This is a genomic window from Rhizobium sp. CF080 (assembly GCF_000282095.2).
GTDB lineage: Bacteria > Pseudomonadota > Alphaproteobacteria > Rhizobiales > Rhizobiaceae > Neorhizobium.
The window spans coordinates 1,097,277-1,123,016 of record NZ_AKKC02000004.1 but is presented as its reverse complement, the minus strand read 5'-3'; the positions used below and the strand labels follow the sequence as shown (position 1 = coordinate 1,123,016).

Here is a 25,740-nt window from a genome sequence, read left to right as displayed (position 1 = left end):
AGTTCAGCCCTTGCTCACGAGCAGCCGATTTTCATAATGCTACATTAACTTGACAAGGTAAATCAAGTTTAAGGCAAATGTGACTGTGAAGACGATGGGGCGATAAAGTGGGGCAGTGCAAGCGAGTTGGAAAGAATGACAGTGCCGATGGAGCAAGCCGCCCGCTCGGCTTGCTTCTGACATCAATGGCGCTGTTTGCCCTGCCGGTCGTGGTCTTTGCCCAGGAGGCGCGGCAGGACACGACGTTACAGCCGATCGTTATTCAAAGCGGATCACCCAAGGGGCCGGATGAAGGCATTGTCGCCAAGCGCAGTACCACCGCTTCCAAAACAGATACGGCCTTGCGCGAGACGCCCCAGGCGGTCAGCGTGGTTACCCGTGACCAGATCGCCGAGCAGGGCGCCAATACGGTTTCGGAGTCGCTGCGGTATACCCCTGGTGTCTTTGCCGAATCGAATGGCTACGACATCCGTTACGACTGGCTTTATATCCGCGGCTTCAACACCTACGGCATGATGTGGCTCGACGGGCTGGCGATGCCGGGTGATCCGAACAATTATTCGACGCCGACCATCAATCCCTATGCGCTTGAGCGGGTCGAGGTGATCAAGGGGCCAGCCTCGGTGCTCTACGGGCGCACCGTGCCAGGCGGCCTCGTCAACCAGGTGAGCAAGAGGCCACAGACGACACCCCACAACGAAGTCTCGATCGGCACCTCCGGTTTCGGCGGCGTCCAGGCCTCCTTCGATACGACCGGGCCGATCACCGAGGATGGCGTATGGTCCTACCGGCTGCTCGGCCAGGCGCGCAACATGCACACGCAGATTGACCACGAGCGCGACCGGCAGGGTATGATCGCCCCGAGCCTCACATGGTCGCCCGATGGCGACACCTCGCTGACGCTCTACGGCTACTATCAGCACGACGACCCGGTCTTCAATCCACGCTTCTACCCGGCCTATGGCACGCTGCTGCCCAATCCCGACGGACAGATCCCACGCGATGTCTTCCTGGGCGACCCGAGTTGGGGCGGCTTCCGGCGCGATTATTATCATGCGGGCTACGAGTTCGAACATTCCTTCGACGAGACCTGGACAGTGCGCCAGAACCTGCGCTACGGCCGCTCCGACCAGCATATGGATCTGGTTCTGGTCAATCCTGCCTTTGCCGTTACCTCGCCGCCGACAAGCGATCTCAGCCGCGTGACGGCCATTTCCGACGACTGGAGCTCCAGCTTCGCGGTCGACACTCAGGTGGAGGCAAAATTCGAGACCGGCAGCTTCGATCACACCGCACTGTTTGGCATCGACTATGTGCACGGCAAATCCAGCACCAACTTCGGCAATACCGGCTTTGGCACCTTCGTCCCCGGCATCGATTATCTCGATCCGGTCTATGGCTATGTTTTCCCCGTCGCGCCGGTTACGGCCTCCGGCATGCAGACACAGAACCAAGTGGGGCTCTACATGCAAGACCAGATCCGCGCTGGCGGCTGGCTCGGCACCTTCGGACTGCGCTATGACATGTCCGATATCGAATCCCGCAACCGGCTGTCGAACAGGACGGTGACGACCGACGACAAGGCGCTGACCTGGCGCGCCGGTCTGACCTACCTCTTCGACAATGGCCTCGCGCCCTACGTCAGCTATTCCACCGCCTTCCTGCCCGTCATGGGCACGGATATCTCCGGCAACCCCTTCAAAGCGCAGGAGGCCGAGCAGTTCGAAGTCGGCGTCAAATACGAGCCGGTCGAAGGGCGCGGCATGATCAATGTGTCCTTCTTCAATCTCGATTTGCGTAATGCGCTGACCCCGGTCGGTCCGCGGCCTGCCAGTCCCGCAGGTTATGCGCAGGACGGCAAGCAGCGCGTGCGCGGCATCGAGCTTGAAGGCAAGTACGAGCTGACGCCGGAGCTCGATGTGCTCGCCTCCTACGCCTATTCGGACTCCGAAGTGCTGGAATCGAGCAATGTGGTGGCCGTCGGCAACGAGGTGCTACGCCTGCCGAAACATCAAGCGAGCTTGTGGCTGAACTACCGGCCGAGCATGGTGGAGGGCCTGTCGCTCAGCGCCGGCGTGCGTTACATGTCGGCCTACCAGACGGATGTGACCTACCTGGACGAACTGCGCATACCCGCTCGTACGCTCGTCGATATCGGCGCCTCCTATGATTTCGGCGCCATCAAGCCGGAATTTCAGGGAACGAAGCTGCAGGTCAACGTCTCCAACCTGTTCGATGAGAAATATGTCTCGCACTGCCTCAACCTGACCGGCGGAAGCTGCAATTACGGGGCAGGCAGAACGATCACCGCGAGCCTGAAATACACATGGTAATGAACATGCAATTTCGGAATTCGAGCAGTGCAGCCGTCATGGCAGCTCGCTTCCTGTTCTTTCCGCTCCTGGTGCTGACGCTCTTCTGGGCGGATACCGGCAAAGCGGAAATCCTGCTGCGCGATGCGGCAGGCCGGCAGGTGCGGCTCGCAAAACCAGCCGAGCGCATCGTCACCAATGAGAGCCTGCTGTTGCTGGAGCTTGCCCTGATCGAACGCGATCCGGTGTCGAAGATTGCCGGCTGGGCAGCACCGCGCCGTCTCGACCGTGGCGTCTATGAGAGCTTCCGTCAGCGTTTTCCCACGATCGATGCCGTCCCCGTCGTGGGCGGCGTCGTTCCGTCCAACACCAACTTGGAGAGCCTGCTCAGCGCCGATCCAGACGTGTTCGTCGTCAGCCTTTGGGATCCGGGCTGGCAGGAGATCGCAGCCGCACTGGAAGCCGCCGGCGTACCGACCATCTTCCTCGATGCGCCCGGCAAGAGTGCCCGCAACCCGGCCGAAGCGATCGCCTTTTCCATCGACCTTCTGGGCAAGGCGCTCGGCCGGGAGCCTGAAGCCGATGCCTTTTCGGCCTATATGCTTTCGCATTACCAGGCCGTCGTAGACCGGCTGGCATCTGTCAAAACGCGTCCTCTCGTCCTGATGGACGCCTTTGCCGGCACTGAATGCTGTTCCGTGCCGGGGGGTGCCAACCGGCTGACCGATTATCTCACTCTTGCCGGTGGCCGGAGCCTCGGGGCTGATATCATTCCCGGCTATGAAGGGCGTCTTAGTCCCGAAGCGGTGATCGGCGAGGATCCACCCGTCTATATCGGCACCGGCGGGCCGCATCTTGCCGGCCAGGGCGGCCTCGTGCTTGGCGGCGGCATGGATGCCGCGAGCGCACGGGCTTCGCTTCAGGCCGTACTCTCGCAGGGTGTGCGCAAGGAACTGACTGCGGTGCGTGGAAAGCGCGCCTACGGCATCTCGCATCAGCTTGCCATTTCGGCGCTCAGCATCCTTGCCTTCGAGTGTTTTGCCAAATGGGTTCATCCGGAACTCTTCACCGACCTCGATCCGGCGGGAACGCTTGATGAGATCAACCAGCGCTTCCTCGCGGTGCCGCTCGAAGGAACGTTTTGGATCGAATTGGGGGAGACGCCATGACGGCGACATATCTGGAAGCCTCGACGCGGCTGCGCTTGGCGAATGCCGATGCGGTCATCGCCGAGGTCTGCGCCCATCTGCTGGAACACAATGCCAAGCATGAGCGCGAGGACGGTGACCACATTCTGCGCTTCGGCGGCTCGCAGGCGCGTATCTCCCGCGACGGCCCCCAGACCGTCATCAATGTGATCTCGCCCGATCTCGAAGGTCTCTATTTCATGCGGCTCGCCGTCGCTTCGCATATTCTCGAGTTCGCCGGGGAGCCGGAGCTTGCTATCCGCTGGGAGGGAGACGGGGCAGAGATTTCGCGCCCGCCGAATTTCAGCCGACTTCAGGTGACCGGGATCACCGAGTTGACGCCCAAGATGCGGCGCATCACTTTCGAGAGCGCAGATGTGCATCGCTTCCTGCCGCTCGATGCCCTGCATCTCAACCTGCTTCTGCAGCGCGAGGACGTTGCCGAGCCGCAATGGCCTGAAGTGGGTCCGAACGGGCTGATCCACTGGCCGGACCCGACCAAGCGGCCTGCCGCCCGCAAATATACCGTGCGCTCCGTAGACCCTGCGGCAGGCACGATGGAGATCGACTTCGTGCGCCACGCCGATGCCGGCCCCGGCTCCACCTTTGCCGAACGGGCGAAGAAAGGCGATGTGGTCGGTGTGATCGGCCCGGGCGGCGGCGGTTTGGTCGAGGCCGACTGGTATCTGCTGGCTGGCGACGAAACGGCGCTGCCGGCGATCGCGCGCATGGCGGAAAATCTCCCGGCCGGCTCACGTGCCGTGATCCTGATCGAGGTCGAAGACCGGCAGGAAATCCAGCCGCTTGCCCCATCCGTCCCCGCCGAGATTCGCTGGCTCTGTCGCAAGGAGACGGGTGATGCACCCGGCTCGCTTCTGACCGAAGCGATCCGCAGCCTGGAATTTCCCGCCGAGGGGGAGAGAATCTATGCTTGGGCGGCCTGCGAATTCGAGGCCTTCCGGCAGATTCGCGAGCATCTTCGCCGGGACCGGAGGTTGGCAAAGGATGAGCAGCTCGTCGTCTCATACTGGCGAAAGGGCAAAATCGAGGATTAATTGTCGCGGGAGAGGAGGAGCGCGTGATCAGAACTTCCAACCTGTGCCGGGCATATCATCCTCGTTTTCGGGGTCGAGCGCAGATGTCGCCTCATCGAGGATCACGACCGGCGCGTCCTTGAGGATCGCTCTCGCGATGGCAATGCGCTGGCGCTCACCGCCGGAAAGTTGCCGCAAGATATATGCTCGCATGAAATCCTCAGCGCCAGCGTTCGTTGACAGCGCGTTCTGCGCGCAGCGTCAGGGTGAAGGTGATGACCGAAACGGCGGTGGCAATGACCGACGTACCGAAGGCCCGCTCGGTGGCGAAATCGCCGGCCGCCGCCCGGAACATATAACCCAGGCCGCTCTGCCCCATCAGGAATTCCGCGAGCATGGCGGAAAGCACCGCCGAAGGTGCTGCGAGCCTCAGCGCGATCATCCAACTAGGCACGGCGGCCGGCAAAGCCATGTGCAGGAAGCGTGACTTTCGCGTTGCGCCGAGCACGCGGAAGAGATCTTCCGAACCCGGCGGCAGGGCGCGCATGCCCGCGGAGGTAAAGACGAAGGCCGGAAAGAAGGAGACGATCACGACGATCGCCAGCACCGTGCGGATATCGTAGCCGAGCAACCGGGCGATGACCGGTATCAGCGCCACGACTGGCACCGAGGAGAAAATCATCGCCAGCGGTACCAGCATGCCGGTGGCAAGCCGCGAGAACCAGCAGGCGATGGCGATCAGACTGCCGAGCGTCATGCCGAGCAACAGGCCGCCTGCCGCGAGCGCCAACGTCTGGACGCCGTTCTGCAGATAGATGCCGGGGTTGGTGACGAGATCGACGACCACATCGATCGGCTGCGGCATGACGATGGCGTTGAGTTCGCCGAGCGTGACCCATGCCTGCCAGAGAATGAGGATCAGCAATACGCCCCAATAGCGGCTGAAGGCTGATTTGAGGAGGCCGGGCATCAGCGATACCTCGCATAGACATAACGCTCGACAAGCGACATCAGGCCGAAGGAGACGAGCGAACCGGCGGACGTCAGCAGCACCGCGCTCCACAGAAGCGGGATCTGGAAGTTCTGCATGGCGGAGACCATCAGCAGGCCGAGACCGCGGGTCGCTCCGAACCACTCTCCGATGATCGCGCCGATGAAGGCGGCGGGAACCGCATATTTCAGCCCGGACACGATGGAGGGTAAAGCTGCCGGCGCTTCGAGCCGGACAAGACGCGTGAGACGGCCGGAGCCGAGCGTGGTGAAGACGTTGTGATGTGCCCGCGTCGCTGCGGCAAGCCCCGACTGGGTGGCGATGAAGACGATGAAATAGACATTCAGCGTGGCGATCGCCATGCCCGACCAGTCCTTGCTGAGCAGGATGATGAACAGCGGCGCCAGCGCGATCGATGGGATGGAATGGACCACGGAGGAAAACCGCCCGAGCCCTTCCCGGAGCGGCACAACCAGATGCGCGACGCAAGCCAGCACTACGCCAATCAGCGTGCCTGCGACATAGCCCGCGCCCACCATCGAGAAGCTGGCGCTCATCGCCCGGGTAAAAAGTGCCTGCCGCGACGGATCGAAGAGATAGGCAAGCACCGTGCTCAGCGGCGGCCATGTCAGGCCCGCGAGCTGATTGACGCCGATATATTCCCACAATGCCAGGAAGGCCAGGATGCCGATCGCGCCATATGCAACGTCCTGGGCACGCTGTCTGGAGATACGGATCAAGCCGCTACCCCGCGCTGTTCGAGTGCTTCGGTGAGTTCGTCTTCCAGCGCGTGGAACTCGGCGCTACGCATGACCTCCGGGTTACGGGGCCGGCCGAAGGGGACCGTGACCTCCTTGAGGATGCTGCCGGGACGGCCGGACATGACGACGACGCGGTCAGAGAGAAACAGCGCCTCGTCGACCGAATGGGTCACCAGCAGGGTGGAGATGTGCTGCTCCTGCCAGATGCGCTGCAGTTCGAGGTTCATCTGCCGCCGCGTCACCGCGTCGAGTGCGCCGAACGGTTCGTCGAGGAGCAGCACGTCGGGTTTGAGAACCAGCGCGCGGGCGATCGAGACGCGCTGGCGCATGCCGCCGGAAAGCTGGCTCGGCCGCGCCTTTTCAAACCCTTTGAGGCCGACCAGCGAAATGAGGTCGGTTATGCGCGCACGATCGACGGACCGGTTGGCGATGCGGAACGGCAGGGCGATATTGGCCTCGACAGAAAGCCATGGCAGCAGCGCGTGATCCTGGAAGGCGACGCCAAGGCGGTGGTTGCGGGACAGTTCTTCCGGTGCCTTGCCATCCACCGTCACCCGGCCGCGGCTCGGTTGTTCCAGCGCGGCAAGCATACGCAGAAGCGTGCTCTTGCCGCAGCCCGAGGGACCGATCAGGGCCACGAATTCGCCGGAGCCGATTTCCAGCCGCACATCCTCGACGGCGACGACCTTGCGGCCGTCGTCCATCTCGAAGTCCTTGCCGACATGATCCAGAAGGATCGAACTTCCGCTCATGCGATCAGCCTTTCGAACCGCTCGGAGATGATCGGCATGCGCTCCTGAAGCCTTGCCTTGAGACGCTCGACATCGACATTCAGCAGCTCGCGCTTGCGCATTACGATCCGCCCGTCGACCAGCACGGTATCGATATCTCGTCCCACCAGGACAGAGGCAGCCACGAAGAGTGGGTCCTCCATCGGTTGATGGTCCATCGTATCCGTCCGGGCAATCAGAATATCGGCCTTCTTGCCGATTTCCAGCGTTCCCACCTGGTCGAAGATCCCGAGTGCCCTGGCACCGCCCTGGGTAGCGACCTTCAGCAGTTCTTCCGCTGAAATCGGATCCTTCCAGTGCAGCGTCGAGGAATGGATCGCCTGCTGGCCGATGCGTGCGGTCTTTGCCACCTGGAACAAGTCGAGGGTACCGCCGCCGCCGGGACCATCGGTGCCGAGACCGATATCGATACCGCGTCGCCACATCTCGACGAGGCGCGGATGGCCGATGGAATAATTCCCGAAGGCGCAGTGGCAGGCGGAAAGGCGGTGTTTCTGGTAGAGATCGACCTCCCGATCCGACAGAAGCACCGAATGGGCGCAGTGAAAACGATGCGAAAGGACGCCGAGACTGTCCAGCCATTCGGTCGGGCGCAGCCCGAACTTTTCCGCCGTGTAATCGATCTCGTAGCTGCCTTCGCAGAGATGCGTATGGATCTTGACGTCGGCGGTCTTGGCTTCGGCCGCGATGTCGCGGATCAGTTCCGGCGAGCAGACGATCACTTGCCGGAGCGACATCCAGGCCCTCACCCGGTCGCCGTCTTTCCAGCGATTGACCAGCGAAACATTCTTTTCAAGCGCCTCGTCATGGGTGAACAGCATGTTCGACGGCACTGTCGCGCCGATATTCGCAGACTGGTCGACAGTCGATTGCGAAACGAAGCCGCGGATGCCGACCTCGACCGCCGCCCGGCCCATCTCGTCGGGATGCGGGCCCCCGGCTTCTGCAAAACAGGTGGTGCCGACCTGGATCATGTCGGAATAGCCGACCATGCCGGAGAGATGCACATCCTCCGGCTCCAGGCAGCTTTCCCACGGGATGAGATAGTTCTTCCAGATCGGCAGCTTGATGACCCGCTTGCGGCCGATCGCCTGCAGCTTGCCGCGCAGCAACTGCTGGCCGGTGTGATAATGCGCATCGATCATGCCTGGCATGACGATCTGCTCATAGGCGTCGATGACCTCCGATGCGACGATCCTCGCCGCATCGGTGCTGGAGCCGATCCAGGTGATCCGGTTGCCGGAAATCGCGAGCGCCCCGTCAGACAGAACCCGGTTCTGCGGATCGAGTGTGACGATATGGGCACGCCGGATCAGGATATCGGCGCGTTCGGGTATGGTTGTGGTCGTCAATGCTTCGGTTCCCAATTCTTCAGTTGCCGGACTTTTTCTTGATGTTGGCGAGCGCCTCCAGCGCAACGTCGGGTGCTGCGATCTTCGATGCATCGGGCAGGTTGGTGCGGCCGGTCGCACGGGCGGCATCCATCATCGGGCCGGCGATATAGTCGAGCTTGATCGAGTAGATCGGATAATTTGGGTCACCGCCCGGCCGATAGTACGGCGCCTGCACCTCGTTCTGCCGCGTCTGTTGCTTGATATCGAGGCCGTAATCGGCGCCGTATTTCTGAACGATCAGCTTCGGTGCGTAGGAAAAATCCTTCTCGTTCTTCTGCCAGGCCTCGATCACCCCTTCGAGATAGGCGACGACGCGGTCGCGATGCTCGTTGAGATATTTGCGGCTGGTGAACGCAATGCCGGCGTACCCTTTGAAACCGAGATCGTCGAAGCTTTTGAAGAAGAAGTCCTTGTCCCTGACCATGCCCATCTGTTCGAGCGTGATCGCCTGGTTGGTTCCAAAGCCGGTATAACCATCGCCCGCCTTGGAGAGCAGCGGTTCCGGCGAGAAGCCGGCCGGCACCTGGGTCCACTTGTCCTTGGGCAGGCCGGCGAGCGACAGTGTCGCCTCGATCGCGGTCTTCTCGTTCGGGCCCTGGGCCAGGATCTTCGCGCCGACGATATCTTCCGGCTTGAGGATCGGCTTGTCCTTGAGCGAGATGATGCCGAGCGGCGAGGTCTGCATCTGCGCCGCGATCAGCACGTAATCATTGCCTTTGGCGACTGCATCGAGGAAGGGCAACCAGCCGGTATAACCGATATCCGCATCGCCCGCTGCGACCGAGGTCAGCGCGCTCGGTGCATTGGGGCCGCCGGCGCTGATCGTCACGTCGATGCCGTGTTTCTTGAAGAGCCCATCCTCGAGAGCGATATACTGTTCGCCATATTGAACATTGCCGATCCAGCCGAGCTGGACCTTCACCTTCGGCGCATCCTGAGCCAATGCGGTGCCGGTCGCGGCGATCAGCATCGCCGCGCATACGAGTAGCTTTTTCATCAGGTAATCCCTTTTTCGAAATATCAGCCGAGTTTCTTGATCGCTTCGTCAACGACGGTCGTATCGGCAATTTGGGTGAATTCAGGCACGGTACGTTTGCCGGCCTTGGCGATCACGGTCATCGGGCCAGTGAAGGCGTCCGGCTTCAGCGCGAAGATTTTTGCCTCGGGCGTTGGCACGACGAGTGGCATCTGCAACTCGTTCTGGCGCTTCTGCTGTGTGGCGTCGAGACCGAGGTCAACGCCGTATTTCTTAAGCACCGTGTCCAGCGCCGCCTGCTGGTCGGCGGCAGCGGCCTTCCAGCCCTTGATCATACCGGCCATATAGCCGACCACCGCCGGGCGGTTTTCCGTGAGGAACTTGCGGCTGGTGAGATACAGCCCCTGGGAAACCCGGTAGCCGAGGTCTTCGAGCAGGGTGACGTGAAAATCCTTGCCGGCGACGAGACCCATCTTTTCCAGCGTGATCGGCTGGTTGGTGGCGAATGCCAGATAGGCATCGCCATCACCGGCAAGCAGCGGCTCCGGCGAGAAGCCCGTCTGCGCCGTCGTATAGTCGTGGGGAAGGCCCGCACCATCGAGAATGGCGTTGATGATTTCCTTGTCCGTCGGGTTTTGGATGAGAATCTTCTTGCCGATGATATCCTGCGGCTTGAGAAGCGGCTTCTTGGCCATGGACATGACCGCCGCCGGGCTCTTGGCCCATTGCTGGCCGATCAGCACGAACTCGTTACCTTTCTGGATGGCGTCGAGGAAAGGCAACCAGTTCGCGGTGGCGATGTCGGCACGACCGGCCGACAGCGACACCAGCGTATCCGGGGTATTGGGTCCGCCAGGCAGGAATTCCGCCCTCACCCCGAATTCTTCGAAATAACCCTTCTCGATGCCTAGGAAAAACCCGGAATACTGGACGTTCGAGATCCAGCCATGCGCCGTGGTAACCTTGGTGGGCGTGGCGGCGAACGAATACCCGGAAAATCCTGCGAGAGCTGCGGCGCTCGCTCCCGCCAGCATGAAGGCACGACGCGACAAGGCATTTGACGCGAATTTCATGGTCAGTTCCCCTGTTTTTTTCGACCGAAAAATTTCGTGATATGGATGTTGTTGGAAGCCTTGTAACCGACTATTACAGAGAACGATAGCAAATGAAAAAATATTTACAAGACCGAAATGGATATCACCTTGGCACCCGATGACGCACCCTATCTCTCGGCAGGATTGCCGGCGAATTCGGTGGTCGCCGAGCGCATCGAGTCCATCTATCCGGAACTGTCTCAGGCACTCAGAACCTTTGCCGACTACGTGTTGAAGTACCCGATGAAGGTCGCCGGCCTGTCGATCAACGATACGGTGAACATCACCGGCGTGTCGGTTGCGAGTGCCAATCGTTTCGCGCGCAAGCTGGGTTTCGAAGGTTATGCGGAATTCCGCGCCGAGTTGCTGCGCGGCATGGCGCCGGCGCTCGAACCGGTGGAGAAATTGAGGCGAAAGCTGTCCGAGGAATCGACCACGCCAGACGTGGTGGCTGCCTCGCTGATGGAGGATATCGCCAATTTGCAGGGTTCCCTGGGCAATCTTGACCCGGCCCGCGCAGAACAGGCGGTCGACATGATCGTCGCTGCGAAACGCATCTTCATCCTCGGCTTCGACAACGCGGCCGGCCTGGCCCTCGTCATGGCTCACCGGCTACAGTCGATCGGCTGTGATGTCCGGGTGGTGGAAAGTGGTGGAGGCTCGCTCTCCGCAGCGCGACATCTGGCACGCTTCGGCCCGGAAGATCTGGTGATCTCCATCGCCTTTCCTCGCTATCTGCGCGACACGGTGTCGATGACGCGCCTCGCCCACCAGCAAGATATTCCGATCCTGGTCGTCACCGACAGCCAGACCTCGCCGCTGGCCAAGCTCGGCAAAGTCGTCGTCTACGCCCATGCCCGCCGCAGCTTCGCATCCACATCGGATGCAGCCGTTCTCGCCGTGCTGGAAGCGCTGATTGCCGGTGTTGCCAACCGCAAGCCGGATGCCGCCGCGGCAGCCCAGCGTCTTGCCGACGTCGGCTTCTATTGGTTTGCCTATCCCGAAGAAGAGGAAAAGGCGCTGCTCCCCCGCCCCTCGAAATCCACCGGGAAAAAGGACCGGCCGTAACCAAGCCCCGCCGCACTATCCTCGCGATGTGATACCGGCATCGGCGACGCGCTGGCGACCGTCTATGCCGGGCGAGGCGATGATCGTGGACCGGCACCCTCCAAATTAAATTCAATACGCAATCGATCCAGCGAGATTCAGGATCGGCTGTTTTCCTCCAAGCAAGTATCGCCCCATGGCGCCATGATCTCGGTCACGCCGCAGTTGCGCCCATTCTCTCGCATGACACCGACCGGCACGCCGAAGGCATACGGGTGGACGGTTCGTTTTGCCGTCTGGGTCGGTACGACCGCCTCCACAGCCGCGCAAATATCGGCCCGCAGGTCCTCGTCGACGATAACCTGCGAAACACCACTCACATCGATGCGTGGGAAATGGAAGGCCTCCTCCAGCGTCATCCCGTAGTCGACCATGTAGCTGATGAGGTTGGTCACGGCGGGCAGGATCTTTCGGCCTCCGGCGGCACCGATCGCGAACATCCGACCGCGATACTGGCCGATTGTCGGGCAGACGTTCATCAGGCACGCCTTGCCTGGGGCGAGCGAGTTCGGCTTGCCCTGCTCCGGGTCGAACCACATGATCCCGTTGTTCATCAGCATGCCTGTCGAAGGCGAAACGACCCGGCTGCCGAATTTCGACAGGAGCGTCTGTGTGACATTGACCATATTGCCGTGCTTGTCGACGATGCTGAAGGACGTGGTGCAGGCCGGCGCTTCGGCGTGGTTGCCCTCGTCGCCGGCATTGTTCAGCCGATGCTGGTAGGCATCCCGCAGGGCGTTTGCCATGGCGACATAGCTGCCGGCATCCGGGCTTGACCCGGGCGTAAGCTCGCGCTCCATCTGCTTGAGAGTGGCGACCAGGTCGGCGCCAGCGCTGAGGCCGGAGGGCGCATGGATCACCGCATCGCCGCGATAGGTCACTGTGCGCGTCTGGCTGACGCGGGCGCGATAGGTCGCGAGATCTGCGGCCGAAAGCGGGCAGCACTTCTCGGCCATGTCGGAGACGAGAGCCTCGGCCAGTCGTCCCTCGTAGAAATCCCGCGGGCCGGCTTCGGCGAGCCGCTGCAGCGCTGAGGCCATTGACGACTGGTCGAGGCGGCTCTCCTTCACGTCGGTCCAGCCGGCAATGTTTGGCCATTGGCCATCGACGAGGAATATCTTTGCCGCATCCTTGTCCTTGGCCAGCTGCCGCGTCACGGCGGCGATCATCAGCGAAGCGTACCAATCGACCAGCATGCCCTTGCGTGCCAGTGCGACGGCGGGTTCGAGCAGGTCGGCCCAGGAGCGCGTCGCATAACGCTGATGCGCGAGTTCCATGCCCGCCACCAGGCCCGGCACGGCAATCGACAGCGGCCCGAAGATATTGCGGTCGTCCCTGACACGCGCCCAGGTGAAAAGGTCGGAGACACCGCCGGTCGCAACCAGTGGATAATCCGCGATATCGAGGCCGAGAGGCGCGCGCATGCCGAACTCGATCGTCTCGGCCCGCTCCTCCTTTGCACGCCAAAGTGTCATCATTCCGCCGCCCATCGGCCCGCTCATCCAAGGTTCGACGACGCCGATCGCAAACGACGTGGCAATCGCCGCATCCATTGCATCCCCGCCTTCGGCAAGGACTTTCGCGCCGACTTCCGCCGCCGTGCGGTGATGGGCGGCGACCACGCCGCCATCGGTCCAGACCACGTCCTTGCTTATCCGCTGGGTTCGGGAGAAATTGCTCATCGCGCGGTCCTTCTCATTCTGTCGGAAGCGAAAGTGTGCGGCGATATCAGGCTTCGTCCGGGACGTAGGCGATCACCTCGATCTCCAGGCCGCAATCCATCGGCGTGCGGCCGGCCTGCATGCGGGCACGGGCGGGCAGCGCCTCGCGACTGGAGAAATACCTGATATAGACCTTCTCGAACTCCTCCGCCTGGGTCTGGTCACGCAACCAGACATTCGTCTTCAGGAGGCAGTCCATGTTGGAGCCAGCCGCCTCGACCAGCTTCTTGATATTCTCCATGATGATCTCGACCTGCTTCGGAAATGGCGTATCCGGCATCGGCGGGACCTTGGTGCCCGCCGCCCTCGCGGCAGCGACCTCGGCACAGAACTCGGCGTCGAAGGGAGCGAGCCCCGACAGATAGAGCATGTTGCCGTAGCGGATGCAGAGGTTGTAGGCGCCGCCGTTTTCCGGAACGTCCGCCTTGATGATTTGCTTGTGCATCTGTCTGTTCTCCCGTTGATAAAGGCTGTCGGAGAGTTGGGCTGCTGCAGGCAATCAGCTCGCCTTCCCCCGGCGAAGGATGTGGATCATGCTGCGCGCCACGAAGGGAGCGAACAGCGAGACGGCGAAGAGACGCATGGTCTGCAAGGTCATCACGAAGGTCATGTCGGCGTTCGCGTTGACTGCAATCAACGCAATGGAATCGATACTGCCCGGGACAGTCGCCAGAAGCGCACTCATCAGGTCGACATCCACAACGACCGAAAGCACGACCCCCGATGCCGCGCAGAGAAGCATCAGTAGGATTGCGGCTCCTAAAAGCGACGGCAGAGCACGCGCACCTGTCCGCAGCAGATCGGGCGTCATGCGCAGGCCGATATGCGCACCAAAGGCGAGATAGGCCAGGGCAACCAGCCATGCCGGCACCGCGAGGTTAACGTGCGCGAGCTGAAGCGCCCCACCGAGGGTCAGGGGTACGAGCGATGCCGCAGAGGGAATGAACCGCAAATGCTTCGCCGCCAAAGTGCCTATCAGTGCCAGTCCGAGAACTACGGCGACGGATTCGATATCGGGCGCCTGTCCTACGGAGAGATGCGGTACCGAAGCTCCGACGATGAAAAGTGCTGCCACCACCATCGTTGCGATGACCACCATCAGCCGGACGGTCTGAATGAGTGCAACCATTCGGCTGTCGAGGCCCTGATCGTGCGCCATGGCAATGACGGTGCCTGCCATGCCCGGCATGAATCCCCAGATCGCGACCTCCCCGTCGATGCCTGTCGTCCGGCCCGAGATCCAGCCGACGAGGCAGGACGCGACGAAAGTCAGCGCCGCGAAGACAATAACGACAGGCCAGATCTCGCCTATCTTCCCAACCAGCGACGAATCGAGATGGGTGGCAATCAGGCATCCGGCGACCCCCTGCGCCATCCGGTGCAGCACGTCCGGAATGCGGACGGTACTGTCCGCCCGAGCCATTAGGATGCCGATCACCATTGGCCCGAGCATCAGCGCCGCAGGCAGAGAAAGCAGCTGCAGCAGTTGTCCCAGCACAAGACCGGGTACGAGCAGCAGAAGCCACTGCACCGGGATGGCGAGCGTACCAACCTTCATGGCCGCACCTCCACGGAACCCGCCGGGATGACCCCTGCAATGCAGATCGCAACCGGCCTTCCGTTATTCATGCAATCGGACACGTTCAAACCCCCTCGGCCCGGCTCTTGGGGCGCGCCTCGATGCCCGCGGCTCGCAGTGCATCCTCGACGGCGGCAGCCTGCCGCAGCAGCGCGGCATCCTCCCCCGGGCGGGCGACCAGCTGTATGCCCACCGGCATGCCTGCCGGGCCGAAACCGGCGGGTATCGTCACGCTGGGGCAGCCGAGCAGCGTCCAGCGGATATTGTAGGTCGCAGGTCCGGTCCTGGCATGGCCGAGGGGTGCCTCTCCCGGCGCAGAGGGGGTCAGCAGGAAGTCAGCCTTTCCGAACAATGCGTCGAGATCGGCCAGTGCCTGGTCCCTTGCCGCGATACCGGCCTGCCATTGGGCAAAGCTGCCCTTCTGCTGCCGCTCCATGAAAGCGTGAGTCTCGGAGCGGAGCTCGTTCCAATGCAGATCGCGGTCCACACTCAACGATGCCGAGGCCTCCCAGGAAAAGACGTCGTCCTGCGCCACGCCGAGCCCTTCCCACCAGTCCGGCGCCACCTGCGCCGTCACCGAGCCCAGCACGGAAGCCGCCCTATCGAGGGGCGCGAAGTCGGCGACCGGATCGTGGACCGGCAGGAACAATCCCATCGGTTTCAATGGCAGCACGCTTTCCGGAACCAATTCGTCCGGCGAAAGTTCGGGCCGCCGCATGCAGACCGAGACGAGGAGCGCCAGATCACGAACGTCTCGCGCCATTGGGCCAACCACGTCGAGCGTCGCCGAAAGCGGCTTGACGCCGAAGGTCTCGATCAGTTTCGGGGAGGGTTTCATCGCGGCCACGCCGCAATAGGCCGCCGGCCGGATCGTCGAGCCCGAGGTCTGAGTACCGAGCCCCATCAGGATCAGTCCCGCACCAAGCGCCGCAGCTGTGCCGCTGGAAGACCCTCCGGGGGTGCGGGCTGCATCGAAAGGATTGACCGTCGCACCGGGGGCAGCCGTAGCGAATTCTGTCGACACGGTTTTTCCCATCACCACCGCGCCCGCGCGACGGACCAGATGAACCACGGGCGCGTCACGGCAAGGCTGCCATCCAGGATACGCGGCAGAACCGTATTCCGTCGGCATGTCGGCGGTGTCGATGACATCCTTGATACCAAACGGAACACCGGCCAGCGGTCCCTTCGGGGCAACGGCCGCCAATGCGCGCGCCTGTTCGGGCGCATGATGGATGAAGGAGCGCAGAGCTGGTTCGACGGCGGCGATCCGCTCAAGCCAGATTTCCGTCACTTCTTCCGCACTCAGCACACCGGATGCAACGCCTTTGGCGATCGCGCGGGCGCTCAGGGTGGCGATTTCGGAAGCAGTCGGTTGTGAAGAATGCGTACTCACAATGTGACCTCGGAGATTTTGGGGCGCCGTGCTGCCCAGGGGCTGGCTGCCTCGAGCTGGCCCGCCAGACTGAAAAGAAGGGCCTCAGCGCCAAACGCGGCACCGAACTGGACCCCGACGGGAATTCCGCTTTCGGTCCAATGCAACGGTACGCTCATGGCCGGGCAGCCGGAGGCATTGAAGACCGCCGTCAGCGGCGCATGTGCCCAGAAGCGGTCGAAGAAGGCGTCGACACTCATGCCGTCGCCCGCGAGATGGCCAAGGAGCGGCGCGCTTTCGTCCGTCGTCGGCGAAAGATAGATATCGTAGTTTGTAAAATACCGTCCCATGGCGCGGCTCGACTGATGCAGCGCATCGATGGCGCCCAGATAGTCCGTGCCCGAAATCGCTTCACCTTTCCGCACCCATTCCGCATTGACGGGTTCGAGCAACGCCAGCGGATCCGCTATGCCGCGCGCCTTGGCCAGATTGCGGACACCGCGCGCGACCGACACTGCCGAAATCGTGAACCAGGCCCTCTTCACCGCTTCACGATCATAACCGGGTGCGGCCGGTTCGACGTGATGGCCGAGCTTTTCGCAAAGAGCCGCCGCCGCCTCGACCGCTGCGCAGCAGTCCGCATCGCCCGAGATCTCCATGCCGATCCGGAGCGGACCGGGTGCACGCGACACGGCCTCCAGAAAGCTGCCCTCGATGGGCGGAGAGCCCCAGGGGTCGCCGACATCGGCGCCATGGGTGACGTCCAGCAATGCCGCACTGTCTCGCACCGACCGGCTGATCGCATGCAGTGTCGCCATGCCGCCGATTCCCTCGGCAATGGCTGGTCCCGAAGGGTTTCTCAAGCGGGACGGTTTCATTCCGAAAACGCCGCAATGAGCGGCCGGGACACGAATCGAGCCTGCACCATCCGAGCACTGCGTCAACGGCACGATGCCAGCTGCAACCGCGGCCGCCGCACCGCCTGACGAACCACCCGGCGTGCGCGCAAGATCCCAGGGATTGCGCGCGGTGCCATGAAAATGGCCCTCGGTAGTGAAGCTCAGCGCCAACTCGGGCGTATTGGTACGGCCGATAAAGGCGAAGCCCGCCTTCCGCAAGCGTCCGCCCAGCGTATTGTCGGCGGGGCTGACGACATCCTTGTGCAGCCGCGAACCCGAGGTGATCGGGGCGCCCTTCAAGGCAACGCCGGTATCCTTCAGCAACAAAGGCACACCGGTGAACGGTCCGTGCATCATATCCGGTGCAACGTCTAGGAATTCGTGCACGACCGCGTTCAGCGTGGGGTTCAAGGCCGCGATACGGGCCTGCGCCTCCTTCACGAAGTGGTTAGGGGCGACCTCTCCTCGTCTGACCAAGTCTGCCATCGCCAGTGCATCAAGGCTATCGTATTCCACTGCGGATCCTTTCAAAGCCTGTCTCCGGATGCCGCCGCATGCCAGAGAATGGTGTGCGTTCCGGCCGGCAACTTGACCTCGGGATGGCGTTTTCTCAGAACGAGCATCCTCCGGCCAAGCCGCCGGCCGGCGGCTCCTCGTGCCTCAACCATGAAAATTCCATCCGGCGGCAGGATCTGCATCGGATCGAACCGCCAGCTCCGCTCGCTGTTCTCGACCGACGTCTCGAAGGGTCGTCCGAGCAGCCGCTGCGCCTCGTCCAGATGGCCGGTTTCGATCGCCCCGCGGATCCGGCTGGAAGAAATCCGCATGCCGTCGCCCAGCTGATCCCGGCATTCTCCAATCACGTGGACGGCGAACCCGTTCGCCTGCCCCATCTCTTCCAGCAGCGCCACGTCGCCGCGGCGACGCTGGCCGAAACGGAAGTCTGCGCCGGTGACGACCGACGAAATACCAAGCCTGCCCACAAGGTGCTCGGCGACGAAGGTTTCGGCTGGCTGCGCCGCGAACATGTCGTCGAAACGCGGCGCATAAATGAGCTCGATGCCGGCCTCGGCCAGCAGCCGCCTCTGAACCGTCGAGCCGGAAATGAGAAAGCCCTGCTCGCCGCGGAAGTGATGACGTGGATGCGGATCGAGTTGCAGGATCGCCAGCGGCCGCCCAGCCCTTCGCGCCCACTCCGACGCCCCGGCAACCAGTGCCCGGTGTCCCATATGCAGGCCGTCGAAATTGCCGAGCAGCAAGACGGATTCGCAAAGCTCATCCGGCAAGGCCCGCATCCCGTCATGGACGAAGGGTTGCGGTATGCGGTGATCAGGCTCTGCAGCCACCATGTCAGCGGAGTGTTGCATACCAGTCGAACACCTCTGACACGGGGATGCAGTCGGCATATTTCTTGTGCATGTCGTAGAGATTGGCGAAATGCGGGCTCTCGTGCAGATCCGCCACGCATTCGACCGGAACGATCGTGCGGAAACCTCGGGATAGGCTGTCGACCACGGTGGCCCTGACGCAACCTGATGTCGAGCCGCCGGTGACAATCACGGTATCCACCTTGTGATAGGTGGCCAACGAGCTGAGATGGGTTTCGAAGAAGGCTGACGGCATCTTCTTGTTCAGCACGACGTCACCCTTGACGACGTCCAGACGGGGATCAAGAGCCGCGCGGGGCGAACCTTCCTTGATGTTCTGGAGGCTGTCGGGCGTATCCGTGCGCGATCCGAAGACGCCGCAGTCATCACCGGATAATGAGAAGGCCACGTAGGTCCAGATTACCGGCAATCCAAGCCGTCGCGTCTCCGCGGCGAGGCGGTTGACGTACTCCGTCTGCCTCGGGTCCGTCGCGTAAGCGGTCTTGTAGACCTCGGGCTGTGTATAGGCACATTGCAGGTCGACATTGATGAGCATCGGGCGCGTGCCGAAGCCATAGCGGGGCCGCGTGGGGTTATTGCGCAGATGTTCGAACATCTGGCGGGCGGTCATATCGGAAAGTTCCATGTCTGCTCCTGCGGGCTGCGACTGCGGCACGCGGGCGGGGCCTCGACAGGCCCCGCCCGCGTTGAGGGTGTCAGGCCTTGCTCAGCCAATCGAGCCAGCGCAGGCGTACCTGGTCGGCATTGGCCGTCCACCATGCCTGGTCGATTTGCAGGTTGCGTGCGGCATTGGCGGGATAGCCGGGTAGCTGCTGCCTCATGTTTTCCGGAATGTCGCCATAGATCGACGTGTTTGCGACATTGAACGGCATGCGCGATGCAAAGGCGAGCGATCCCTTCGCCATCAGCGCATAAGCGATCATCTTCTGCGCGTTGGCACCGCCCGGAGCGGATTTGGGAATGACCCAGTAATCCTGTTCGATGATGCTCTGGTTGAAGGTGAAGTCGACCTTGCCGGTCCGCTTCTTCTCATCCAGCGTGCGCGACAGGCTGGACCCCATCAGGTCAACCTCGCCATTTTGCATGAGAACGCCCCATTGCGAGGTCTTCTCGACCCAGAGGTTGATCTTGGGCTTCAGCTCGTCGAGCGCCTTGAAGGCGTCATTGACATTGATCGGGTAGATCTTTTCCGGCGGAACGCCCGCGGCCATCAGCGCGATCTCGAACGAGGGACGCGGCTGTGCATAGAGCGCACGGCGACCCTTGAAGCGGGTGGTATCGGCCCATTCCTTCCAGCTCTGCGGTCCTTCGGCACCGAATAGCCCGGTATTCCAGGCGATGACGGTCGAGAAGGCGACCGATCCGACGCCGTATTCCTTGATGACCTTTGGGTCGATCTGGTCGCGCGGCACGATCTTGAAGATCAGGTCGTAGTCGATCTTCTGCAGAAGGCCTTTCTTCATGGCCAGCTCCATCTGGGTGCCTTCCGCATCCAGCAGGTCCCATTCGACGTTACCGACGTTTTCCATCACCTCGAGCTTGGCGATGTCCGGTACGGAAGCCGTCGAGACATTGATGCCGCTGGCTTCGGAAAAGGGCTTGAACCAGATTTCTTTCATGGCGTCCGTCGAAGCGCCGCCCCAGGTGCAGACGACGAGATCGCCCGACCCCTTCAGCAGCGAAAGGTCCTGCGCCATTGCGGGTTTGATGCCGGCGCCACCAGCCATGCCCGCACCGAAGGCAAGTCCGGCAGCGCCCATGCTGGCGAGAAAGCTGCGGCGATCGATTTCGGGGACGGTGATTTCCGGCAGGTCAGGCCGAGGGGATGCGTCATTATCTTTCGTCATGGCGATTGTCTCCGAGAAGATGGATGAAACTTGCATGCGGCACGCCTTGCCCAGGCCGTCCGGGAGATCCCCGACGGATACGGGCAGAAAGGTGAGATTTGGGACTATCGGCGGCTCAGCCAGTCCAGCCAGCGGGTCTGGACTTCGGCGTCGTGTTCGAGCCACCAGCCGGCATTGATAGTGAGGCTATTGGCCGAGTTCTCCGGCGCCCCCGGCAGCTTGGCGAGCGTTTCCTTCGGGATGCCATCAAGTGCAGCCTTGTTGGCCATGCTGTAATAGGGAAGCAATTTCAGCGAGGCCCGCTGACCCTCGGCCCGCATCATCCACGCGACCAGCTTCTGGGCGTCCTTGACATTCGGAGCCCCCTTCGGAATGGTCCAGTAGGATTGCTCCATGATGCTCTGGTTGAAGCTGATAGCCATCGGCTCCCCTTTCTCGATCTGCGCCATAGTCCGGGCAAGGCTCGATCCCATCAGATCGACTTCCTTGTTCTGGATCAGCACGTCCCATTGCGAGGTCTTTTCAACCCACAAATCGACCTTCGGGCCGAATTTCTCGAGCGCCTTGAAGGCGCGATCGATATCGATCGGATAGACATCCTTCGCCGCAACGCCATCCGCCATCAGCATGATTTCAAGCGTCGGCTTCGGACGCGCATACAGCGCACGACGTCCCTTGAAGGTCGCGGTATCGAAGAACTCGGTCCAGCTGGACGGTCCCTTCTTGCCGACGGACTCGGTGTTCCAGGCCATGATGGTGCCGAAGGCGATCGAGCCGATGCCGTATTTCGTCATCTGGGCGGGATCGAGCTGCTCCTTCGGCACCAGCTTGTACATCAGGTCGTAATCGATCGGCTCCAGCAGATCGTTCTTCATGGCTTGCAGCATCTGGGCGCCTTCGAAGTCGACCACATCCCATTCGACATTGCCGACCTGGCTCATGATCTTCAGCTTGGCGACGTCGGGGATGGAGGTGAAGGAGACGTCGATACCGGTTGCCTTGGCGAAGTCGCCATACCAGGCAGCATGCATGCGCTCGACGATCGGACCGCCCCAGTTGTTGACGACCAGCTTCCCGGTCCCCTTGAACTCAGCCGGGGCATCCTGAGCGTGGAGTCCGAAGGGCAATGACATTCCGAGTGCCACGAGGGCAACCAATCCAAATCTCGATTTCATCGGTCTCTCCTGTTGCAATACATGGGAAGGGGTTGCGTTTGTTGTTGCTAGCTCGGCGCCGATCAATGCGCCATGACGTGCGCCGTCTCGGGAACCCAGAACAGCCGGCGGGTCTCGCCCTGTTCGGGGATCTCGACCGTGCCGTCCAGCGGACGTGTCACGACAAGCGGGCCATGGGCTGTTGCAAACTGCATGTGGAGCAGGCTGCCGAGGAAGCGGGCGTTCGTCAGCGCTCCGTCTATCGCCCACTCGGGTGCCGGCTGGCCGACGCTGGCAAACCTGACCGTCTCGGGCCTGACGCAGAGGATCGCCGCACCGGAGCGCTTGACCGCCAGCGGAAACGCGCCGGCGCTGCAGGTCAGCAGGTTGCCGTCGGAGGTTCCGGAAAAGAGGTTGGATTCGCCGAAGAAATTGGCGACGAAGCTGTTCTGCGGCTTCAGGTAGAGATCGCGTGGGCTGGCGACCTGCTGGACGCGGCCCTGGTCGATGACCGCAACGCGGTCGGACATGTTGAGTGCTTCTTCCTGGTCGTGGGTGACGAAGATGACGGTCTGGCCGAGGCTCTGCTGCAGGCCGCGGATCTCGCGCTGCATCTCGACACGCAGGTTGCGGTCGAGCGCCGAGAGCGGCTCGTCCATCAGCAGTGCGCGGGGGCCGAAGGAGATGGCGCGGGCAAGCGCAATGCGCTGCTGCTGGCCGCCGGAAAGCTGGGTGATGCGCCTGTCGGCAAAGTCCTGCATGTGCACGCGCTCAAGCGCCCACTTTACCTTGGCTTGCTGCTCGGCCTTGGGAATGCGGCGGGCGCGCAGCGGATAGGCGACGTTCTGCGCCACGGTCATATGCGGAAACAGCGCATAGGACTGGAACACCACACCGATGTCGCGCTGGTGCGGCGGCACGCGGGATATGTCGCGCTTGCCCAGCATCAGGCGCCCGGCATCGGGCGAGATGAAGCCTGCGACCAGCATCAGCAGGGTTGTTTTTCCCGATCCCGATGGTCCAAGAATGGTGAGGAATTCCCCGGGATTGACCGAAAAATTGGCCTCTTCCACTACGACCTTGTCGCCATAGAACTTGCTCAGATGCTGGAAATCGATGCCGAAACCATGTTGCTCGCCGGTTTTCGGGGCAACGGCCTCCACGGCAGGTGCGGCGGTCTTGATCGCGACGTTCATGGGCAAAGATCCATTGGCAGGAAGGGCAGCGGCATCGGCCGCGGTCGATGAATGAGCATGCAAGGAGCCGGTTGCCGCGAGAGCTTCTCTTCGACGCTCGAGGCGGCCCCCCTCCCCGAGCTTCCAAAAGCTCCAGACCGCAAAGGCGGCAAGCACGATGAAGAGCTGGACAGAGGCAATCGAGGTAATGGTCTTGTCGAGGCCGTTCTGGCTGAGGCCGTCCCACATTTTTCGGGGCAGAGTCTCGAACCGAGGGCTGGCCAGGAACTGTGCCAGAACCACTTCGTCGAAGGAAAAGACGAAGGAAAAAATGGCGGCAGCGATGATTGCGGGGACAAGCAGCGGCAGAATGACCTCGAAGAGCGTGCGCAGCTGGGTCGCGCCGAGAGATGCCGAGGCCTTTTCATAGGCGGGATCGAGGCTCGCAAGCCGCGACATGACCGGCATGACCACGAAGGGCAACACCACGATGGCATGGGCGATCGCCAGGGCCCAGAGGGAGCCAAGCAGGCCGTTTCGCGCAAACACGATGTAGAGGCCGACGGAAATAACCATCAGGGGCACGATCATGGGCGCAATGAAGAACATCTTCAGGAACTTGGCGAGCGCCCTGCTCTCGACGCGAGACATGCCGATTGCCGCAGCTGTGCCAACGACCGTGGCCAGGATCGTGGCGAGCGCTGCGACCTGCAATGAAAGCAGTGCGTCACGGCCCCAGCGAGGATCGTCTAAAAGATTGCGGTACCACTCGAGAGAAAGCTCCTTCGGCGGAAAGACGATGGCACTGCCGGCACCGAAGCTGATCGGCACGATCATGATCACCGGCAGCATGATCACCACCAGCATCACCCAGCCGTAGACTTTCAATGCGCGCGCTGCGTTGCCTTGGATGAGAAGCTCCATCACTTTCCTCCCTTGTCGTAGATGCGGTCGATGCCGGCGATGCGGTCGTAGAGGAAAAGAAGCCCGAGGCAGAAGACGAGCAGGACCATCGACGTGGCAGCAGCGAGCTGGAGGTTGCCGAGTTGCTGGATCTGGTCGCGGATCGCCATGACGATGGTCGGAGCACGCCCGCCACCAAGGATCGCCGGGGTTATGAAGAAGCCGAAGGCAAGCGTGAAGACCAGCATCGAGCCGGCAACGAGGCCGGGCAGACTGAGGGGCAGATATATGTCGCGGAACACCCGAGCCGGCCCCGCCCCAAGGCTCAGTCCCGCCCGGACATAGGCCGGATCGATGGCCTTCATCGCTGGGATCAGGGTCAGAACCATGAACGGCAGGAGGATATGGACCATGCCGATATAGGCACCGAGCTTGTTGTAGACGAGTTCGAGCGGGCTATCGATGACCCCGATGCCGATGAGGAAATTGTTCACCAGCCCTCGTCGCTGCAGGATTATGATCCAGGCGAAGGTACGGGCGAGAAAGCTCAGCCAGAGCGTAATGAAAAGCACGACGCCCATCCACGCTGCGAAGCGCGAGCTCACATTGACCATGAGATAGGCCAGCGGATAAGCGAAGAGCGCGCAGAGCACGGTGGTTAGCAAAGCGAGCTGCAGCGTGAAGGCAAGAAGTTTCAGATAGACCGGCTGGGCGAGATCGATATAGCCCTGCAGCGAAAAGCCAGTTTTGCCGCCCCCGCCGAAGCTCATCCAGAGCAGGACCAGCAAGGGCATCACGAAGACGGCGACCATGGCGACGACCGGGAGCGCCATCAGGGAAACGGTCAGTCCGCGCTGCTGCCGCTGCCAGGCGGTGAGGGTAACGCTGGGCGGATCGGGCAACAGCCTGTTGCTCTTTCCTGCAGGCTCGGATGCTTCGAACGGAGTCATCGCTTCTCCTGTCATTCTACGCGGTCAACTTCACATCCGCCCTTGAACGGTGCCGAGACGTTTTCAGACGGCCATTTCAGGAATGACGATGCGTCCCTTGTCGACGATCGTCACGCCATCCAGCGAAAGCGAGCTTTTGCGGAGCGGGATATCCATATGACACTGGGTGTCGTTCGTGCCGCCAAGCTCGGTGTTCGGGCCGAGCGAGAAGAGCACGTTTCCGTAGTAGCTCAACGAATTGACACTGATTTCCTGTGTCCGCGTGCGGGTGATCGCGCGGTGGTACCAGGTGGCGGTGTTGAGCAAGCCCCAGCCGATATGGCTGATCGCGTAGGCGCGCGGGTCCTTGAAGCTTTCCATATAGTCGCGCAGCAAGGGGGCATCCATTCCGTTGCCCTCGATATCGGTGACGAAACCGTCCTTGATGGTCAGCTTCACGGGGCTCTCGATCATCCTCTGGAAGGCGGTAACCGTATCTCCGGGCATGATCATCACCGTACCATTCACCTTGCCGTCATAGGCCTGGCTGAGCACCTGGCCGGTCGCCATATGGTCCCAGCGGCCGGGGGTGTCGGTATAGCCATACTGGGTCATCACCCGATAACCGCCCATCTCGTAGGTGGCGTCGGTGCCGGCGTCGGACCAGATCCGCAGGGTCTTCGCATTGCGCAGCAACTGTTCGCCGAACTCGATCCGACGGCGCAGGTCCGGCGTCGGGAAGTTCTGTGCCAGCACGTCGTAGGGCTCGCGAACGAACAATATACGCGCGCCTGCGGCGCAGATCTCGTCCTGTTCCGGCGAAAAAAGCATGCCCATCACGTCGATAATGATGTCTGCCTTTTTCAGGGCCTCGATCACCGGTCGGTTGCCGCCGATCGCGGTCTTGCCGGTGGTCTGGCGGGCGGAGCGCCTTTCGCGCAGCGGCACGGTGATCTGGAAAGGCGTCGTTCCCAGATCACGCGCGGCAAGCATGAACGCCTCGGCATAGTCGGCACGGATGTCGTGTTCGCAAAGAATGATGACGGTTTCATCAGGCTTGAGCGCGCAGAGCTTCAGCTGTTCGGTGAACAGTTTCACCATTTCATGTTGAGTGGCCATAGGT

General features: G+C 62.0%; 22 protein-coding genes and 1 pseudogene. 4 read left to right on the top strand and 19 right to left on the bottom strand.

The annotated features are described in order from the left end of the window. The first annotated feature begins 170 nt into the window (after positions 1-170). Genes PMI07_RS12250 through PMI07_RS12240 form a run of 3 tightly spaced genes read left to right on the top strand, consistent with a single transcriptional unit; the run spans position 171 to position 4,554 of the window. Entirely contained in the window at positions 171-2,333 is a 2,163-nt protein-coding gene (locus PMI07_RS12250) for a TonB-dependent siderophore receptor (RefSeq protein ID WP_245277129.1), read from the top strand. Between the two features lie 38 nt (positions 2,334-2,371). After that, positions 2,372-3,481 (top strand): ABC transporter substrate-binding protein, encoded by a 1,110-nt coding sequence (locus PMI07_RS12245; protein ID WP_007754148.1) that lies wholly within the window; start codon positions 2,372-2,374, stop codon positions 3,479-3,481. Next, positions 3,478-4,554 (top strand): siderophore-interacting protein, encoded by a 1,077-nt coding sequence (locus tag PMI07_RS12240; RefSeq protein ID WP_007754146.1) that lies wholly within the window; start codon positions 3,478-3,480, stop codon positions 4,552-4,554. Before PMI07_RS12245 ends, PMI07_RS12240 begins: the two co-directional genes overlap by 4 nt. Positions 4,555-4,611: 57 nt before the next feature. Here PMI07_RS12240 and PMI07_RS36040 read toward each other — a convergent pair. From PMI07_RS36040 to PMI07_RS12210, 7 genes and pseudogenes are all read right to left on the bottom strand, one after another. Continuing rightward, positions 4,612-4,722 (bottom strand): annotated as a pseudogene (locus PMI07_RS36040) (ATP-binding cassette domain-containing protein); the annotation flags it as partial. A gap of 31 nt (positions 4,723-4,753) precedes the next feature. Next, a complete protein-coding gene (locus PMI07_RS12235) occupies positions 4,754-5,503 on the bottom strand; it encodes an ABC transporter permease subunit (protein WP_007754142.1) in 750 nt (249 codons plus the stop codon). Further along, a complete protein-coding gene (locus PMI07_RS12230; RefSeq protein ID WP_007754140.1) occupies positions 5,503-6,264 on the bottom strand; it encodes an ABC transporter permease subunit in 762 nt (253 codons plus the stop codon). The genes PMI07_RS12235 and PMI07_RS12230 overlap by 1 nt, the downstream gene beginning before the upstream one ends. Further along, positions 6,261-7,037: an ABC transporter ATP-binding protein gene (locus PMI07_RS12225; protein WP_007754139.1), complete on the bottom strand. Its 777-nt coding sequence runs from the start codon at positions 7,035-7,037 to the stop codon at positions 6,261-6,263. Before PMI07_RS12225 ends, PMI07_RS12230 begins: the two co-directional genes overlap by 4 nt. Next, positions 7,034-8,428, bottom strand: coding sequence for an amidohydrolase family protein (locus PMI07_RS12220; protein WP_007754137.1), 1,395 nt, complete (start codon positions 8,426-8,428; stop codon positions 7,034-7,036). The genes PMI07_RS12225 and PMI07_RS12220 overlap by 4 nt, the downstream gene beginning before the upstream one ends. Before the next feature lie 19 nt (positions 8,429-8,447). Beyond that, on the bottom strand, positions 8,448-9,467 hold the full coding sequence (locus PMI07_RS12215) for an ABC transporter substrate-binding protein (RefSeq protein WP_007754136.1): 1,020 nt from the start codon (positions 9,465-9,467) through the stop codon (positions 8,448-8,450). 23 nt (positions 9,468-9,490) lie between these two features. Next, positions 9,491-10,519, bottom strand: a complete 1,029-nt coding sequence (locus PMI07_RS12210) for an ABC transporter substrate-binding protein (RefSeq protein WP_007754132.1) — start codon at positions 10,517-10,519, stop codon at positions 9,491-9,493. A gap of 117 nt (positions 10,520-10,636) precedes the next feature. Here PMI07_RS12210 and PMI07_RS12205 point away from each other — a divergent pair, with 117 nt between their 5' ends. Further along, positions 10,637-11,608 (top strand): MurR/RpiR family transcriptional regulator, encoded by a 972-nt coding sequence (locus tag PMI07_RS12205; RefSeq protein ID WP_007754130.1) that lies wholly within the window; start codon positions 10,637-10,639, stop codon positions 11,606-11,608. 137 nt (positions 11,609-11,745) lie between these two features. On the opposite strand, the gene PMI07_RS12200 is transcribed toward PMI07_RS12205, so the two are convergent. From PMI07_RS12200 to PMI07_RS12145, 12 genes are all read right to left on the bottom strand, one after another. After that, the gene (locus PMI07_RS12200) at positions 11,746-13,329 is read right to left on the bottom strand and encodes a gamma-glutamyltransferase (RefSeq protein ID WP_007754127.1); all 1,584 of its coding nucleotides are present in this window, start codon (positions 13,327-13,329) and stop codon (positions 11,746-11,748) included. Between the two features lie 46 nt (positions 13,330-13,375). Further along, positions 13,376-13,813 (bottom strand): RidA family protein, encoded by a 438-nt coding sequence (locus PMI07_RS33550; protein WP_007754110.1) that lies wholly within the window; start codon positions 13,811-13,813, stop codon positions 13,376-13,378. A 54-nt stretch (positions 13,814-13,867) separates the two neighbouring features. Further along, entirely contained in the window at positions 13,868-14,926 is a 1,059-nt protein-coding gene (locus PMI07_RS12190) for an AbrB family transcriptional regulator (protein WP_007754108.1), read from the bottom strand. A gap of 85 nt (positions 14,927-15,011) precedes the next feature. Continuing rightward, positions 15,012-16,343, bottom strand: coding sequence for an amidase (locus PMI07_RS12185; protein WP_024163764.1), 1,332 nt, complete (start codon positions 16,341-16,343; stop codon positions 15,012-15,014). Beyond that, positions 16,340-17,752, bottom strand: a complete 1,413-nt coding sequence (locus tag PMI07_RS12180; protein WP_197032489.1) for an amidase — start codon at positions 17,750-17,752, stop codon at positions 16,340-16,342. The genes PMI07_RS12185 and PMI07_RS12180 overlap by 4 nt, the downstream gene beginning before the upstream one ends. After that, a complete protein-coding gene (locus PMI07_RS12175; protein ID WP_007768407.1) occupies positions 17,749-18,588 on the bottom strand; it encodes an FAD synthase in 840 nt (279 codons plus the stop codon). Before PMI07_RS12175 ends, PMI07_RS12180 begins: the two co-directional genes overlap by 4 nt. Beyond that, positions 18,572-19,234: an isochorismatase family protein gene (locus PMI07_RS12170; protein WP_007768410.1), complete on the bottom strand. Its 663-nt coding sequence runs from the start codon at positions 19,232-19,234 to the stop codon at positions 18,572-18,574. The genes PMI07_RS12175 and PMI07_RS12170 overlap by 17 nt, the downstream gene beginning before the upstream one ends. Before the next feature lie 70 nt (positions 19,235-19,304). Beyond that, positions 19,305-20,456, bottom strand: a complete 1,152-nt coding sequence (locus PMI07_RS12165; RefSeq protein ID WP_007768413.1) for an ABC transporter substrate-binding protein — start codon at positions 20,454-20,456, stop codon at positions 19,305-19,307. A gap of 104 nt (positions 20,457-20,560) precedes the next feature. Continuing rightward, a complete protein-coding gene (locus tag PMI07_RS12160; RefSeq protein WP_007768423.1) occupies positions 20,561-21,631 on the bottom strand; it encodes an ABC transporter substrate-binding protein in 1,071 nt (356 codons plus the stop codon). Between the two features lie 62 nt (positions 21,632-21,693). Next, positions 21,694-23,709 carry an ATP-binding cassette domain-containing protein gene (locus tag PMI07_RS33545; RefSeq protein ID WP_007768425.1) on the bottom strand — a complete coding sequence of 672 codons (2,016 nt, stop codon included), beginning with the start codon at positions 23,707-23,709 and terminating at the stop codon, positions 21,694-21,696. Then, entirely contained in the window at positions 23,709-24,638 is a 930-nt protein-coding gene (locus PMI07_RS12150) for an ABC transporter permease (RefSeq protein WP_007768427.1), read from the bottom strand. Before PMI07_RS12150 ends, PMI07_RS33545 begins: the two co-directional genes overlap by 1 nt. A 63-nt stretch (positions 24,639-24,701) precedes the next feature. Further along, entirely contained in the window at positions 24,702-25,736 is a 1,035-nt protein-coding gene (locus PMI07_RS12145; protein ID WP_024163762.1) for a hypothetical protein, read from the bottom strand. Positions 25,737-25,740: the final 4 nt, after the last annotated feature.